Source organism: Intestinimonas butyriciproducens (genome assembly GCF_016901775.1).
Taxonomy (GTDB): domain Bacteria; phylum Bacillota; class Clostridia; order Oscillospirales; family Butyricicoccaceae; genus Pseudobutyricicoccus.
On record NZ_JACJKW010000001.1, the window covers coordinates 114926 to 130186 of the forward strand.

Below are 15261 nucleotides of genomic sequence, written 5' to 3' on the forward strand. Positions count from 1 at the left end.
CAAAGGAGGAAACATCCATGAATACCACACAAGAAAAAATCCTTTCCATTCTCTCCGGCATTTGCGGCGAAACGCTGGAAGAAGATCAGCTGGATCTGGATCTGTTTGAAAACGACCTGCTGGATTCCCTGGGACTGGTGGAGTTGCTGGTGGAGCTGGAAAGCCAGTTTGATGTGAAACTCTCCCCCTCTGAGGTGAGCCGCAGCCAGATCGCCACACCCCGGCTCATCGCCGATTTGGTGGAAAGCCGGATGGCCCAATGAAAAAGTGCAAGGCCCTGGGATTGGCCTTTCTCCTCTTTTCTTTTACCGTCCTTGTGATTCACCTGGGAATCACAAAGCTGGACTTTACCGGCCCTTCCTTTGACGCTTGGGTCAACGACGACAAGCTGCTGTACAGCCGGGCCATCACCGAAAACCTGACTGCCACTTCCATTCCGGTTTTCGGCTCTTCGGAATTTCGCCACGGCCGCTCCACTCCCTATCATCCGGCCAAAGTCCTGTCGGGCCAGCCTTTCCGGCTGATGCTCATCGGTGCGGGCTATTACCAATCTCTTTACCACGCCACCGCTTTGGCGGCGATGGGAGATGAACTGCCCCAGAAACAGGCGGTATTCATTCTCTCCCCCCAATGGTTCCGGGGCAAAGGCGTATCCAGCCAGGTGTACACCTCCCGCTTCTCGGAGTACAACTACATCCAGATGCTGCAAAATCCCCATTTATCGGAAGACACCAAAAACTATATTTTGGAGCGCACCGACAAACTGCTCAAGGCCGACCCGGCCATGGCCAAACGGGTCAAAAGCTATCAGCGGGTCTATCTCACCAAAAACGCCACCTTCCTGGAGAAGCTGTCCTGCAAACTCTATCTGGCTTTTTTGGAGGACAAGCTCATGGTCTCCCTCTCCCTCAAGGCCCTGGCCGGAGGTGTTTCCTCCCAGGAGTATCCCCAGGGCGCCCCTGAGCCCGACTGGAAGACCCTCAGCGAAAAAGCCGCGGTGGACGGCGCCAAAGCCAACACCACCAACCCCTTTGGCATGGACAACGGCTTTTATAACCTGTATAAAAACAACTACATCAAGAGCAAAAAAGGCTCTGCGGCCAAAGCCGACTATCTGAGCTCCCAGGAATATGGAGACATGATCTGCTTCTTAAAAGTGTGCCGGGATCTTCAGATTCGGCCTTTGCTGGTCAGTCTGCCCTTCAACGGCCCCTGGTATGATTATATGGGATTGTCTTCTGACAAGCGCCAGGAGTACTATGAAAAGATCCAGGCCGTTGCCCGGGATTACGGCGCGGAACTTCTGGACCTTTCCTCCTATGAATACACTCCCTATTTCTTTGAGGACAACACACACATCGCCAGAGAAGGGTGGGTGAAACTGAATGAAGGGCTTTATCAATTCGCTTCACAGGCTCTGGCAGAGTGAGCGCTTCCGCTTTTTTGCTCAGGTGGCTTTCTTTTACCTGCTGCTCCTGGTTTTTTACGGTTATCTCATGCTGGCCAACCTGTCCAGCGCTCCTCAATTTGTCTATGCCCAGTTTTGAAAACAGCAAAAAGACCCTCGCTTTTTTAAAAAGCGAGGGTCTTTTTTCATTGGCGGAGAGAAAGGGATTCGAACCCTTGGTCCCTTGCGGGATCACTGGTTTTCAAGACCAGCTCCTTAAACCACTCGGACATCTCTCCATTTGGGGATACATAAATGATATTTTATCTCTTTTCTGTACCCCTGTCAAGCCATCCACTCCCTGGATCTATAAAACGCCAAACAATATAAACCCTACGGTGTTGATGGCGAAATTGGCAAACATATGGGTGACCCAGGAGGGATAAAGGCTTTCGCTCTTTTCATTGAGGTAATTAAAAATACACCCTCCCACAAAAAGCCCTGTGAGCAGCACCAGAAACACCCACCAGGAAAACATCCCGGCCAGCATCCCCCCATGGTAAAAAGCAAACAGCGCCGGACTGAATACATAGGCCAGTTTCCGGCCGATATAGGGTTTTAGCGAAAGGAAAGCAAAGCCCCGAAAGAAAAATTCCTCCAGAAAGGAATTGGCCAGGGAGATATACAGGGACACAAAGATAAAATTCTCGCCGGTAATACCGTGCTTTTCCTGCAAAGTGCCTGTTACCTGAGAAAAATCCACAAAGCTCTTTGTACAGAAATAGCCTCCCACGATCACCCCGTAAACCAGAAGCCCCAACAGCACGGCCTGCACCATGGTCTTTCCATTCAGACGGAATAGTTTTTTCAGAAGGGGCCGCTCCTTTTTGTTCCACCCAAAATAAAAAAGGGGCAGCAGCAGGAAAAACAAAATTTTCACCAGCACTTTTGGCACATAGTCCGGCTGAAGAAAAGCATCCACCAGGGTCACGGCCAGGGAAAGAAATACCGCCGACAAAATAATATAAAGCCCTTGCTGCCGCTTCCCAGTCATCCTCTTCTTTCCCCTTTCACAAAATAACGCTTCCTATTTCAGCAGATAGAACACAAAATCCACCGCCATCACCAGCGCCAGTATGCCTGTCAGCCATGCCAAAAGCCTGTCCGGTATGCGCCGGGCCAGCTTGTAAAACAGCGGCTGGATCACATAGAGAAACAGCAGTCCGCCCAAGCCAAAACGAATAGAGGGTGACAAGGCGATCCGTCCCTGGAAATTGATTTTATAGTCCACATAGGTCTGCCAGGGCCAGCTGCCCACGGTGTACTCCATCCAATAGGTAGCCGCCAGCTCAATGGCTGTGGCTACCGTCATACAACCCAAAAAAACCAAGCCCACTTGCAGCCATCGCCGGGCTCCTTTGACTGGCTTTTGCACATACCGGCCAAAACACAAAAGAAAGACCAAAGCCCCAATACCATAAATGGGCAAATAAGGCCCAAAAAGGACACCCCGATTGGAAAATCCCCACCGGTAAACCACCACTTCCAGGAAAACTTCATAGAGCCAGCCAATGACGCAATACAGGAAAAAATACAAGTAGATCTCCTGGAAACGGCGGACCATGGTCTTGCTACCGTAAAATCGGGGGCGTTGCTTCATCCTCCTCATAAAATCCCTCCTTCGCTTTTCTCTGTCTCACTTCCTTTTTGTTGGCCTCTATTATACTATGCCCCTGCCCCCCTGTCCATAAAAACTCCTCCGCTCCCTTGTCAAAATGGGAACATGGATTTTACTCTCCCCAGTCTATCGCTATCAGATCTTCCGTTTGCAGAGATTCCCTGACAATCCCCTTGAGCGATTGCTTTGATGGACCCTTTATAGAAAAAACCAGGCGGAAAATCCGCCTGGTTTCACGCATCAATCAATAATCCCTTTTTTCTCAATTCTTCCCTTTGCCATTGCATAATGGCTCACCCCTGTTCGGAGACAGGAAAGATCATGGGTGCTGATCAAAATGGCCTTTTCCTTCTGTCTCATAAAATAATCCAGGATAATGCCTGTGTTTTCCTCATCCAGATCACTGGTGGGCTCATCGGCCACCACCAGCTGGGGGCCATGGACAAAAGCCCGGACAATAGCAGCTCGCCGCCGCTCGCCGCCGGAAAGCTCCGCAGGATAATTCCCAGCCAAGTCTGCCATTCTAAATTCTTCCAGCAGGCTCATCCCCCTTGTTTCCAACTCCTTTTTATCTTTCCAGCCGGAAAGAAGGTGAGGCAGACAGATATTTTCCAGCACCGTAAAATTATAAAGCAGACTGTCCCCCTGAAGAATATAACTGATATGCTGGCGGCGCAGCGCTGTACGCTTTGCTGCAGAAAGGGAACTGATCTTCTGCCCGTCAAAGTAGACCTGGCCCTCATCCGGCTGGATAATTCCAGAAATCAGATGAAACAGCGTGCTTTTGCCGCAGCCAGAAGGTCCGGTGAGCACCAGCACCTCTCCTTTTTCCACTTGCAGATCCACATGATCTACCGCTTGGAAGGTCTTTCCCTGACGAGTATAGTTTTTGGTCAATCCTTCTGTTTTTACCATCACAGTTCCTCTCCCTTCAGCAATCCGTCCAGCCGGGAACGGCCCACCTTCCAAGCGGAATACAGAGAGGACAACAGGGAAACCGCGACAGACAATCCTATGCAAGTGCCTGCCAAGGGCAAAAGATATTGCCAGCTGGTATCCAGGCGCGGAATGGAGAGCATCACCTTAATCGGCGTGGAAAAAAGTTCTAGTCCGGCAAATGCTCCCACCGCTCCCAGAAAGCCGCCCAAAAGGCCGATCACCAGCCCTTCTGCTAAAACAATACCTGACAACCTGCCTGCTCCCACTCCCAGAGAGGACAAAATACCGAACTCCACCGTACGCTCATTGATGGTGATGGTAAATACCGAAGCCAGCGCCACCACCACCAGCACCAACAGCACCCCCATAAGCACTCTGGTGTAGCCGTCCATGCTCTCCACCGAACGGAGCACGCCGCTGAAAATACCGTTTGTGGTATAGGCCTTTACCGGCGCTCCTTCAATGGAATAGTTGATCGCTCGGGCGATTGCTTTGGCATCACTGCCTTCCTCCACCCGAATCATCAGCGAAGAAACCAAATCATGAGCCGATTGTTCCGGCTCTCCAAAGGCATCCGCCCAGCCCTGGCTGCTGCGGATCTGCTCTGCTGTATCGGCTGTCATAAAGACACAGGTATCATAACTGGTGTTGGTTCGCTCCAGCCGGCCAATGACAGAATAGTTCTCCCCGAAAAATTTAATGCTGTCAGGCTCGGGAGGGTTAATCAGTGCGCCGATATACATTTCCCCTTCCCCAGGCAATGGCAGCCCTTCCTCTTCCAGCCAGGGAGTTACGATAAAATCAGTCTGTGGATCAAAGACAATCATCTGGGTGGCAGCCGAACAGCAATCGGCGGCAAGAGAGGCCATATAGAGCTGGGGAGTACACTGATCCACTCCCTCCAGCTGGCTGATGGTATCAGCCCATTTCTTGTCAAAATCAAAGCTGCACAGCTCTCCCATAAAAAGAGAATCTGCCATTTCCCCCTCATATTCTTCCGGCACCACGATAATATCTGCCCCCAGCCGGTCGGTGGTGTTTTGCAGACTGCTTTCCATGCTGTCTGTCAACACCGAACAGCAAAACAGGCAGGCGGAAAGCATAAAAGCAAAAAACACCATGCACAATGTACGCACCGAACGGCGTTTGAGATTTTTCAGTGCTGTTTTACCAATAATCCCCACGGAACTCATCCTTTTACTTGTTTCCTTTCCGTACAATGCCCCCCAGCTGGAGCAGGATTCCCACCGCAGACAAACCATTGACAATGGGGAAGGTTTTCATATTACAGGCCATTTCTGCATTGGCGCAGCCACCGATCAGCAGATTGACCAAAAGCAGGCCGGAGGCAAAAACCACAATCCCCACAAAACACAGTACTTTCAGGCAAGAATCGTTTTTCACCAGAAGCTGAGCCAGCCCCAATGCCACCAGGATCACTCCCACAGCAATAAGAGACTGGGCACTCCAATGGCACTTCATCACTTTTTCGGTAACCGGACAGGGCTGAAACAATGTCTGCGGCCCAATAGCCAACAGCGCTCCCAGGAAGATGGTCCCTACCGATACTATTTTCTGCTTCATTTTTCTCTTCCTTTCTGTTTTGGCGAAAAAAAACAAACAATGTTTTTTGTCTGCCTCACTATATAACCATATTTCCGTTCAAATGTCCAAGTGATATTTTCAATAGATTCCTTTTTATTCATCGACTTTTACTATCCGGCAAAAGAAAACAGGCGGCCAAAGGCCGCCTGTCAGTCTGTCGATAAACCGATATAGCCAGAGGGTAGAAGCTTGCTTTCCCCCTCATCCATTCGCAAAAACCGGCGACCTGTGCGTCGGTTTTTGCACCTCTCAAGGGACAAGTGTGGCCGATTGACCGCCAGAAGCGGCCAATCGGCTGCATGCAGACCCTTGCAAAAACTCGAAAAAGTGGCTTTCGCCACTTTTTCGACACGCTCAAAACAGGCGGCCAAAGGCCGCCTGTTTGGTCTGTTCTTTTTCAGGATGCAGGGTTCCGGGTCACATCCAATGCCTTGGCCACCCCATCCACCGCTTGGCTGTCATAGGTGATGGTGACGCTGTCGCCGGTATTGAGCACCGGAAGCGATGTGTTTTGTTCCACAGACATGGCAAAATACTGGGGATAACCGATAATCTTGAAATAATACCAGGTATATCCCCCCACCACAGCGGAGCGAATCTCTTCAATGGAGCCGCTGGCCTGCTGAGTTTCCTGGGGCACATAACTGCTGTCGGCCTGCATGGTCTGGGTGTATTTCTTCTCACATTCCGCCACGGTGTCCCCCACCGCTACCCGCTGGTAGTTTGCCACATTGACCATGGCATACATTTTCACCAAACCAGAACTGTCCTTGAGGGACATGAAATAAGTAGGCTGATTGTTGATATTGAGCAGAATGGGGAAAGTTGCCGTATATCCCAGATCTTCCACCGCGCCCTGGGCCGAAGACTGCGCCGACTGTTCGGTGGCGCCGGAAACCGGATAAAACTTGGCCTCCTTGGTCCGCTGGTTGCAGAGCAAAAAGCCTATGTTGGACTGGTCGCTGCTCACCGAAGTGACGCCGGTATAAACGAACACATCGTCATTCATGGCAATGTAGTTGTAATCCTCGGTGGTTCGGGTAACCCCCCGCTGACCGATATAGGCATTGAAAAAGCCGTCGTTGTATGCGCCGTAATAATCATACTGCTCCACCAGCAGATCGGCCGGGCAAATATGGTCAGCCCAGGAGGGCACATCGGCCAGATCATAATAGGTATGGCCGCCGGTAATCGCATTGACAAATACGGCTCCCACCACATCGGTACCGCCCAGCATACCAATTCTGTTTTTCAGCCGGGGCGCCACAAAATAGGGTGTGCCGTCGTCATCCACTTCCAGGCTGGGTTCTCCCAGCAGCATTGTGGGATAGCGGAAACGCATATACCGCTCAATGTTCCGTCCGAAATATTCCGAGGGAGAATACTTCATCCCCTGCTCCAACCGGACCAGCTGGGTCTCCTGGGTCACCATATCGATCATGATGTAGCCGGGCAGACCTTCTTTCCGGTTGGTGAGCCATTTGAAAAAACTGGCATATTCCAACTGGGTCACCCGCATGGGACGATTCTGGTAATTGATCTGGATATAATCGTCGGATACTTCAAACTGAGAAACCAGGGACTTTTGCTCTTCGTTGTTGGTGGCGGCCAGTTCTCCCATTTTCCGGTCTCCCAGCCGCTGGGCGCTTTCGGTGTCCAGCATGGGGATCTGATCATAGGTGATCTGAGGGATATCCTGGGTGAAGCTTCCCTCTTCCACCCGGAGCAAACTGCTGTACCGGGATGCGTTGAAAATCTTCAGAGAGAGTATGCTGAAGAGCACCAGCAGCACCACCAGCAATGCAGCGATGAGCAGTGGGAAAAAGGAATAGAGTTTCTTCTTTTTCCCCTGCATCCCCTTTTCTTCCACATAGGACGAAACCACCGGAATGCGGGCCAGAAACCATACGCCTATCAGCAGAATGGCAAAGAAATAAAATTCCCTGGACTGCAGAGAAATGGGGGGCAAAAAGACATAAAAGGCAACAAATCCCACCACCAAAGCGATGAGCAGGGCCAAGCCTTCTCCCCGAAGGTACTTGCTTTTTTTCATAGCTGAAAATCCTCCTGGTCCGCTCTGGTCTATTGCTTCTTCATGGAACAGATCACCTGGGTCAGGCTCTCCAGATCCTCATTGCCGTAATATTCAATGGTGATCCGGCCTTTGCCTTTTCCCTGGCTGATGCTGATCTTTCGGCCGGTGACCTGGGCCAACCGGTGTTCCAGTTCATCAATATAGATCTGTCCCTCATCCAGGACGGTTTCCTCTTCTTTCCCTTGGTCCAGCTGCTCCAGCCGTTTCACCAGCTTTTCGGTCTGACGCACCGAAAGACCATAGGCAAGCACGGTTTCCGCTGCCTTGATCAGGGTCTCTTCTTTGGAGAGGCCCAGCAGGGTGCGTGCATGGCCCTGGGACAGCTCCCCGGTGCGCACCAGCTCCCGTACCGGCTCCGGCAATCCCAGAAGCCGCAGGGCATTGGCCACCGCCGGACGGCTTTTCCCCACCTTCCGGGCCACTTCTTCCTGTGTCATGTGGAACCGATCCATCAGTTCCCTATATCCCTCTGCCTCTTCCAGCGGATTCAGGTCTTCCCGCTGAAGGTTTTCGATCATGGCCATTTCAAAGGCCAGCTTGTCGTCGGCTTCCACAACCATCACCGGCACTTTGTCCAGACCGGCCAGGCGGCAGGCCCGCCAGCGCCGCTCCCCGGCCACGATCTGATAGCCCCCCTCGGTTTTCCGCACGGTAATGGGACTGATCAACCCGTTTTCCCGAATGCTTTCGGCCAACTGGGCCAATGTTTCTTCATCAAAATCCCGGCGGGGCTGGACGGGGTTGGGTTCGATCTGCCGCAGCTCCACCTGAGAGACCGATCCCTGTGCTTCGGTAAGTTCTTCTCCAAACAGAGATCCCAGGCCCTTTCCCAGGCCTTTATGTCCTGCTGCCATAGGGTGTTCCTCCTCTCCCCTTCTGCTGACTACTGATTCCGGCGGAGAAATTCCTCCGCGATGGCCTGATAGGCCTCGGCCCCTCGGGAGGTGCGCTCATAGGCCAGAATGGGCATCCCGTGGCTGGGTGCTTCCGACAGCCGCACATTCCGGGGCACCACCGTGCGGTACACCTTTTCTCCAAAAAATCGCTTGATCTCTTCGGCCACCTGAATGGTCAGATTGGTGCGTCCATCATACATGGTGAGTACGATCCCTTCGATATCGATCTGAGGATTGAGAGACCGTTTGACGGTACGAATGGAGTTGACCAGCTGACTCAGCCCTTCCAGGGCATAGTACTCACACTGCATGGGCACCAGCACCTGCTGGCAGGCCACCAGGGAATTGACGGTGAGCACGCCCAGAGAAGGCGGACAATCGATAAAAATAAAATCATATTGGGGAGCCAGCTCATCCAGCGCCTCTTTCAATCGGTGTTCCCGGCCCTCCACCGAGGCCAGTTCCACCTCAGCGGCCGCCAGATTGATGTGGGCCGGCAGCACATCACACCATTTGGTGCGCAGAACGGCATCTTTCACCGGCACTTCTCCGGTGATCACATCATAAATGCTCCGACGCACCCGTTCGGTAAGCCCAAAACCCGAAGTGGCATTGGCTTGTGGGTCAAAATCACACAGCAGGACTTTTTTCCCCAGGCTGCCCACACAGGCCGCCAGATTTACTGCGGTTGTAGTCTTTCCCACACCGCCTTTTTGATTTGCAACTGCCAGTATTTTGCCCATTTCTTCCTCCGCCGTTTTTCTTTTCCCATAATAAGGCTTTTTCATCTTTTTTCGTCTTTTTCTATTATAATGCCTAAACCGCAAAGCCGCAAGAGCACAAAAGCCAGCAGAAGTATTTTTCTCCTGTTTTCTCCCTGGTGTTTCATGTGAAACATAAAAAAATGTTCCATGTGAAAATGTTTCACATGGAACAAAAAACAGAGAGGATCAAAAGGTTATGGAGAAACGCTGCCCGTCCCGGCGGGAGCGGCAGCGGGGATACGGATGGTAACCACCATTTCCTCCCCTTCATACCGGCGCTGCATGGCCGCCCCCACACCAGCCTGACCCAGGGTCTCCACCGCCCGGCTCAGGGTGTTGATGAAGAGACGCACATCGCCCAGCATTTTGGGGCGGGAACGGAGGCCTTTCTGCCCCGTCTGACGCAAGGATTCCACATACCGCTCCAGTTGTGCCACAGTCCATTCATGGCGGACGGCGGCCCGGGCCGCCTGCAGCTGCTGCTCCTCATGTTCCAGCCGGAGAAGAGCCCGGGCATGACGCTCGCTGAACCGGTATTGCCGGAGAAGAGCGATGACCTCCGGCGGCAAACGAAGCAAGCGCAGTTTATTGGCAATGGCCGACTGGGTCTTTCCCAGCTTGTCCGCTGCCTGCTGCTGTGTCAGGCCATGGACATGAATCAAACGGGCAATCCCCTGGGCTTCTTCGTAAAAATCCAGATCTTGCCGCTGAAGATTTTCCGCCAACGCCAATACCGAGGAATCCTGGTCACTGGAGGGTAGCACATAGCAGGGCACAATACACAGACCGGCCCCCCGACTGGCCCGCAGCCGCCGTTCCCCGGCAATCAGCTCATAGCCCTCTCCTGTCTCCCGCACAGTGAGAGGATTGATCAGCCCATACTGCCGGATGCTGGCCGTCAGCTCTTCCAAAGCCTTTTCATCAAAGAATTTCCGGGGCTGGTTGGGATTGATGCGGATATCCTCCACCTGCAAAAACCGCAAGGGCTGATTTTCCCGGCTTGTCCGCCGAAGAGAGAACCGTTCCAGCATGTCCATCACCTCCATGGTGACATTTTATCAGTATTTCTCTGCAAAAAGTGTCACATAGAGAGAGGAAAAAAGAGAATCTTTTGTCGAAACCTCCTCCCTCCCCCAGTGGCGAACCGCCGCACAAAGAAAAGCACCCCTTACAAAGGGGCGCTTTCGATTTTTGCATACCGCCGGGGATAGGCTGGCGGGGTATTTTTCACTTTTTCGATCAGTACCACCTGGTGATGCACATCGGTGCCGGGCAGCTGGTAACTACGCTGCTCCTTCAGCCGTCCTCCCAAAGTGCGGATGGCTTTTTGCGCCCCCTGGATCTCCTGTTCGGCCCCTTCGTTCTGGCTCTTCATAGCCAGGAACAATCCGCCGGGCCGGACAAAAGGCAGGCACAGCTCACAAAGGATATTCATGGGCGCCACGGCTCGGGAGACAGCAATATCGAATTTCTCCCGCAGCTGCTTCTGCCGGGCCGCTTCTTCGGCCCGGCCTGCCATAGTCTCAGCCGGAAGGCCCATGGCATCGCACACTTCCTGCAAAAAATCCACCCGCTTTTTCCGGCTGTCCAGCAGCAAAAACCGGGCGCTGGGCCGGGCGATCTGCAAGGGAATGCCGGGGAACCCTCCCCCACTGCCGATATCAATGACCCGCTTGCCTTCAAAATCTCCGCAGGAAAGCTGGAACAGGCAATCCAGCATATGGCGCACAGCCACCTGATCCGGCTCGGTAATGGCCGTCAGGTTCATCACCTGGTTTTTCTCCAGCAGCAGCCGGGTGTATTCCTCCAGCCCTTCCAAAGCCCCTTCGGGCAAAGGAATGTTCCATGTGAAACATCCCTGGGCGATCACATCGGTAAAGCTCATCTCATTTCCCCCTTTGCCCCAGCAAAATCATCAGCGCTGCCATGTCCGAAGGACTGACTCCCGAGATTCGGGAGGCCTGCCCCAGGCTCCGGGGCCGGAGAGCGTCCAGCTTCTGCCGGGCCTCCAACCGCAAAGTGGACATGGACAGATAGTCCAGATCCTCCGGCAGGCGCTTTTCCTCCAGTTTTTTATGTTCTTCCACCTGGCGCAGTTCTCTTTGGATATATCCCTGGTACTTGGTCTGAATCTCCACCTGCTCCCGCACCTTTTCCGAAAGGAAGGGACGGCCCGGGTCCAAAGGAGCCAGACAATCATAACTGATCTCAGGACGCCGCAGCAAATCGCTGAGCAGGATTCCCTGCCCCACCGGCGCACTGCCCCGCTCTTCCAATACCCGAGCCAAAGCCGGGCCGGAAACGGCGGTCTTTTCCAGCCGGCGGATCTCTTGCGCCGCCTGGTCATAGTCCTGCTGCATCTTATCCAGCCGCTGCTGGGACACCAGACCAATGGCATGGCCCAGGGGCATCAGGCGGGCATCTGCGTTGTCCTGGCGCAGCAGCAGCCGGTATTCCGAACGGGAAGTCATCATACGGTAGGGCTCATTGGTACCCTTGGTGACGATATCATCGATCAAGGTGCCAATGTAACCGTCGGACCGGGCCAGCACCACCTCTTCCCTTCCCTCCAGAAACCGGGCGGCATTGACTCCGGCAATGAGACCCTGGCCTGCCGCTTCCTCATAACCGGAAGTGCCGCAGATCTGTCCGGCGGCATACAGTCCGGGCACACCCCGCACTCCCAGTCCGGCCGTGAGCTGGGTGGGATCCAGGCAGTCGTATTCGATGGCATACCCCGGCCGCATGATCTCCACTTTTTCCAGTCCGGGCACGGTGCGCAGGAAAGCCAGCTGCACATCCTCCGGAAGAGAGGTGGAAAGCCCCTGCAAATACATCTCACCAGAATTTTTGCCACAAGGCTCGATAAAGACCTGGTGTCTTTCTTTTGTGGAAAAACGGACGATTTTGTCCTCAATAGACGGACAGTATCGAGGCCCTACTCCCTGGATCTCTCCTCCGTACAATGGGGACCGATCCAAAGATTTTCGGATGATCTCATGGGTATGGCTGTTGGTGTAAGTCAGATAGCACAAGCTGTCGTTATAAAGCTGCCCCTGAAAGTCAAAGGAGAAGGGACGGGGCAGCTCATCTCCCCGCTGCACCTCCAAGGCGGAAAAGTCGATGGAGCGGGCATCCACCCGGGCCGGGGTGCCGGTTTTGAACCGGCGGGTGCGCAATCCAAGTTTTTCCAGCGATTCTGTAAGGTGGGTGGCGGCAGCCAGACCGTCCGGGCCGGAGAGGATATTCTGTTCTCCGATAAAAATACGGCTGTTGAGAAAGGTACCGGTGCACACCACCAGCGCCCGTGTCTCATAAAGGGCGCCTCCCACACACAGCACGCCGGAGACCTTTCCTTCCTGGGTGAGGATCTCCGCCGCCTCTCCCTGGCGAATGGACAGGTTCTCGCAATGCTCCAGAACTTCCTTCATATACTGCTTGTAAGCGGCCCGGTCGGCCTGGGCCCGGGGAGAATGGACAGCAGGACCTTTTCCCCGGTTGAGCATACGAAACTGAATGCCGCAGGCATCGGCAGCCCGGCCCATTTCTCCGCCCAAAGCGTCAATCTCCCGTACCAGCTGGCCCTTGGCGGTGCCGCCGATGGAAGGGTTGCAGGGCATATTGCCCACACTGTCCAGATTGGTGGTGATCATCAGGGTGCGGTGACCCAGCCGGGCGGCGGCCAGCGCCGCCTCAATGCCGGCGTGGCCCCCTCCGATGACCACCACTTCATATATTCCTGCCAGATAAGACATGACTGTTCTCCTATTTTCCCACACAGAACCGGGAGAAAATGCCGTGGACAATATCCTCGCTCACTGCATCTCCCAGCACTTCATCCAAAAGCCGCACGGCCTCTTCCCCATCGGCCAGAAAGGCATCGGCGGTAAATCCCATGGCGGCACTTTCCGCTGCCATACGGCAGCTTTCCGCCGCCTTGCCCAGCAGAGCCGCCTGCCGGGCGCTGGTCACCAGGGTCTCCCCTTCTCCCTGGCTCAGCCCTGCCAGCCACTGGCAAAGCTCCGATACCCCTTCTCCGGTTTTGGCCGACAAGCGGAATACCTTGGAGAAAGCCTGTTCCACCTCAGGGAAATCCAGGGCGCCCTTGTCCCATTTGTTCAATATGGCAGCCCGTTCCAGGCCCTGAGCCGTTTCCATCACCTGTTTGTCCTCTTCGGTCAAGGGAGCTGAACCGTCAAAGACACAAAGAACCAGCCGGCTTTCCCGGGCGCTCTCCCGGGCCTTGTCAATGCCCATCTTTTCCGCCTGGCTGGAGGTCTCCCGCAATCCGGCCGTATCGGACAGCCGCAGCACGGTATCCCCGCAGCGTACCGATTCGGTGACCACATCCCGTGTGGTGCCTGCCTCGTCTGTGACAATGGCCCGCTCATACCCGGCCAGACTGTTGAGCAAGGAGGATTTTCCCACATTGGGACGGCCCAGGATGGTCACCGGCAGCCCTTCCTTCAGCACCCTTCCCCGCTGGAAGCCCTGATAGAGCTTATCCAGCTCTGCGGTGCATTCCTCCAGCACCTTCCGGGCCTCTTCGCTGACAAAGGGATCCAGATCCTCATCGGGATAATCGCACACGGCGTAAAAATGGGTCAGCTGCTGAAAGATCTTTTCCCGCATCTGACGGATGGGCCGGGAAATTCCCCCTTGCAGCAAAGAAGCTGCATTTTTAGCAGCGGCGGCCGACTGGGACTCAATAAGATCGGCCACGGCCTCCACGCCGGTGAGATCCAGCTTTCCGGCCAAAAAGGCCCGCTTGGTAAATTCCCCTGCCTGGGCCGGGCGGGCGCCCAGTTCCATGGCCCGCTCCAGAATGCAGGCCACCACCGCCTGGGAACCATGGCAGAAGATCTCCAGCAGATCCTCCCCGGTGTAACTGGACGGCCCGGGATAGCAGCAGGCCAGGCACAGATCCAGAGCCCGGCCGTCTGCGGCCCACACCTGTCCATAGCGCATGGTGTAAAAAGGCCCCTGGCTCATCTTTCCTCCTTTTTGGGGGAAAAACAGGTCATCGGCCAAAGCAAAGGCCTGGGGGCCGCTGATGCGGCAGATACCGATGGCCCCGGGCAATGTACCGCCGGAATAGGCGGCAATGGTATCTTCCATCATGGTGCTTTCTCCTTTCCGATGCAGAAAAAAGGGGGCGGGGGCGTTACAGCCCCGCGCCCCTCTGGGTCACTTGGTTATTGGTCCTGACGGCCCCGTCCGCCTTTGTTCTGGCGGCCGCTCCGGTTTTCCCGGGCGCCTTCCGGCACCACGATCACCTTTCGATTGGGCTCCACGCCCACCGAATGGGTGCTCACTCCTTCATAATCCTGAAGGGCCGAATGGATGATACGGCGCTCCTGGGGATTCATCGGCTCCAGAGCCATGCTGCGCTTATAACGCAGAGCTTTCTGGGCAGTATTCACTGCCAGCCGCTCCAGGGTAGCCTGCCGCTTGGCCCGATAGTTTTCGGTATCCAGCACCAGATGCCACCGTTTTTCCTCGTTTTTATTGGCAACGATATTGGTGAGATACTGGATGGCGTCCAGAGTGTCTCCTCTCCGGCCGATGACAGAGCCCATGTTCTGACCCACCAGATTGAGACGGATGGTCTCTTCCTCGGGACACACCGAGCATTCCACCTGAGCTTCCACCCCAAAACGGGTCAGAAGCCCTTCCAAAAAGTCGATGGCGGTATCGGCGGGAGAAGTCTCATAGCTCACCCGAACCACAGCCGGCTGGGCGCCGATGCCGAAAAAGCCGCTTTTGCCCTTTTCCAGCACTTCCACTGTCACATCGTCCCGTTCTTTCCCCAGCTGCGCAAGGGCATTGGCCACCGCCGCGTCGATGGATTCGCCCTTTGCTTCTACACTTTTTACCATTTCAAACACCTTCCGTGC

15 protein-coding genes and 1 tRNA gene are annotated in these 15261 nt (G+C 54.5%); 2 read left to right on the forward strand and 14 right to left on the reverse strand.

Annotated features, from left to right (window positions below; translation table 11 throughout):
• The first annotated feature begins 17 nt into the window (after positions 1–17).
• Complete coding sequence (gene dltC, locus H6A25_RS00630; RefSeq protein WP_204750091.1) at positions 18–263, forward strand: D-alanine--poly(phosphoribitol) ligase subunit DltC; 246 nt, start codon at positions 18–20, stop codon at positions 261–263.
• Positions 260–1429 carry a D-alanyl-lipoteichoic acid biosynthesis protein DltD gene (gene dltD / locus H6A25_RS00635; protein ID WP_204750092.1) on the forward strand — a complete coding sequence of 390 codons (1170 nt, stop codon included), beginning with the start codon at positions 260–262 and terminating at the stop codon, positions 1427–1429. The genes dltC and dltD overlap by 4 nt, the downstream gene beginning before the upstream one ends.
• A gap of 168 nt (positions 1430–1597) precedes the next feature.
• Here dltD and H6A25_RS00640 read toward each other — a convergent pair.
• The 14 genes from H6A25_RS00640 to jag form a co-directional block, all read right to left on the reverse strand.
• Positions 1598–1686 (reverse strand) — tRNA-Ser (locus H6A25_RS00640).
• 68 nt (positions 1687–1754) lie between these two features.
• Positions 1755–2441 (reverse strand): CPBP family intramembrane glutamic endopeptidase, encoded by a 687-nt coding sequence (locus H6A25_RS00645; RefSeq protein WP_204750093.1) that lies wholly within the window; start codon positions 2439–2441, stop codon positions 1755–1757.
• Between the two features lie 33 nt (positions 2442–2474).
• The gene (locus H6A25_RS00650) at positions 2475–3056 is read right to left on the reverse strand and encodes a putative ABC transporter permease (RefSeq protein WP_243423109.1); all 582 of its coding nucleotides are present in this window, start codon (positions 3054–3056) and stop codon (positions 2475–2477) included.
• Positions 3057–3305: 249 nt separating this feature from the next.
• Positions 3306–3980, reverse strand: coding sequence for an ABC transporter ATP-binding protein (locus H6A25_RS00655; protein ID WP_204750094.1), 675 nt, complete (start codon positions 3978–3980; stop codon positions 3306–3308).
• A complete protein-coding gene (locus H6A25_RS00660) occupies positions 3980–5188 on the reverse strand; it encodes an ABC transporter permease (protein WP_204750095.1) in 1209 nt (402 codons plus the stop codon). The genes H6A25_RS00655 and H6A25_RS00660 overlap by 1 nt, the downstream gene beginning before the upstream one ends.
• 13 nt (positions 5189–5201) lie before the next feature.
• Positions 5202–5588, reverse strand: coding sequence for a DUF4418 family protein (locus tag H6A25_RS00665; RefSeq protein ID WP_204750096.1), 387 nt, complete (start codon positions 5586–5588; stop codon positions 5202–5204).
• A 418-nt stretch (positions 5589–6006) separates the two neighbouring features.
• On the reverse strand, positions 6007–7662 hold the full coding sequence (locus tag H6A25_RS00670; RefSeq protein WP_204750097.1) for a CvpA family protein: 1656 nt from the start codon (positions 7660–7662) through the stop codon (positions 6007–6009).
• Positions 7663–7691: 29 nt separating this feature from the next.
• Positions 7692–8558: a ParB/RepB/Spo0J family partition protein gene (locus H6A25_RS00675; protein ID WP_204750098.1), complete on the reverse strand. Its 867-nt coding sequence runs from the start codon at positions 8556–8558 to the stop codon at positions 7692–7694.
• Positions 8559–8587: 29 nt separating this feature from the next.
• Positions 8588–9343, reverse strand: coding sequence for a ParA family protein (locus H6A25_RS00680; RefSeq protein ID WP_204750211.1), 756 nt, complete (start codon positions 9341–9343; stop codon positions 8588–8590).
• 215 nt (positions 9344–9558) lie between these two features.
• Complete coding sequence (locus tag H6A25_RS00685) at positions 9559–10395, reverse strand: ParB/RepB/Spo0J family partition protein (RefSeq protein ID WP_243423111.1); 837 nt, start codon at positions 10393–10395, stop codon at positions 9559–9561.
• 137 nt (positions 10396–10532) lie between these two features.
• Positions 10533–11249 carry a 16S rRNA (guanine(527)-N(7))-methyltransferase RsmG gene (gene rsmG, locus H6A25_RS00690; protein WP_204750099.1) on the reverse strand — a complete coding sequence of 239 codons (717 nt, stop codon included), beginning with the start codon at positions 11247–11249 and terminating at the stop codon, positions 10533–10535.
• 1 nt (position 11250) lies between these two features.
• Positions 11251–13119, reverse strand: a complete 1869-nt coding sequence (mnmG, locus tag H6A25_RS00695) for a tRNA uridine-5-carboxymethylaminomethyl(34) synthesis enzyme MnmG (RefSeq protein ID WP_204750100.1) — start codon at positions 13117–13119, stop codon at positions 11251–11253.
• 10 nt (positions 13120–13129) lie between these two features.
• On the reverse strand, positions 13130–14485 hold the full coding sequence (gene mnmE / locus H6A25_RS00700) for a tRNA uridine-5-carboxymethylaminomethyl(34) synthesis GTPase MnmE (protein WP_204750101.1): 1356 nt from the start codon (positions 14483–14485) through the stop codon (positions 13130–13132).
• A 74-nt stretch (positions 14486–14559) separates the two neighbouring features.
• Entirely contained in the window at positions 14560–15243 is a 684-nt protein-coding gene (gene jag / locus H6A25_RS00705) for an RNA-binding cell elongation regulator Jag/EloR (RefSeq protein ID WP_204750102.1), read from the reverse strand.
• Positions 15244–15261: the final 18 nt, after the last annotated feature.

Excerpts from the sequence above, each read along its gene's own strand:
- dltC (WP_204750091.1), top strand. The coding sequence starts at position 18 with ATGAATACCACACAAGAAAAAATCCTTTCCATTCTCTCCGGCATTTGC.
- dltD (WP_204750092.1), top strand. The coding sequence starts at position 260 with ATGAAAAAGTGCAAGGCCCTGGGATTGGCCTTTCTCCTCTTTTCTTTT.
- H6A25_RS00645 (WP_204750093.1), bottom strand. The coding sequence starts at position 2,441 with ATGACTGGGAAGCGGCAGCAAGGGCTTTATATTATTTTGTCGGCGGTA.
- H6A25_RS00650 (WP_243423109.1), bottom strand. The coding sequence starts at position 3,056 with ATGAGGAGGATGAAGCAACGCCCCCGATTTTACGGTAGCAAGACCATG.
- H6A25_RS00655 (WP_204750094.1), bottom strand. The coding sequence starts at position 3,980 with ATGGTAAAAACAGAAGGATTGACCAAAAACTATACTCGTCAGGGAAAG.
- H6A25_RS00665 (WP_204750096.1), bottom strand. The coding sequence starts at position 5,588 with ATGAAGCAGAAAATAGTATCGGTAGGGACCATCTTCCTGGGAGCGCTG.
- H6A25_RS00670 (WP_204750097.1), bottom strand. The coding sequence starts at position 7,662 with ATGAAAAAAAGCAAGTACCTTCGGGGAGAAGGCTTGGCCCTGCTCATC.
- H6A25_RS00675 (WP_204750098.1), bottom strand. The coding sequence starts at position 8,558 with ATGGCAGCAGGACATAAAGGCCTGGGAAAGGGCCTGGGATCTCTGTTT.
- H6A25_RS00680 (WP_204750211.1), bottom strand. The coding sequence starts at position 9,343 with ATGGGCAAAATACTGGCAGTTGCAAATCAAAAAGGCGGTGTGGGAAAG.
- H6A25_RS00685 (WP_243423111.1), bottom strand. The coding sequence starts at position 10,395 with ATGCTGGAACGGTTCTCTCTTCGGCGGACAAGCCGGGAAAATCAGCCC.
- rsmG (WP_204750099.1), bottom strand. The coding sequence starts at position 11,249 with ATGAGCTTTACCGATGTGATCGCCCAGGGATGTTTCACATGGAACATT.
- mnmG (WP_204750100.1), bottom strand. The coding sequence starts at position 13,119 with ATGTCTTATCTGGCAGGAATATATGAAGTGGTGGTCATCGGAGGGGGC.
- mnmE (WP_204750101.1), bottom strand. The coding sequence starts at position 14,485 with ATGATGGAAGATACCATTGCCGCCTATTCCGGCGGTACATTGCCCGGG.
- jag (WP_204750102.1), bottom strand. The coding sequence starts at position 15,243 with ATGGTAAAAAGTGTAGAAGCAAAGGGCGAATCCATCGACGCGGCGGTG.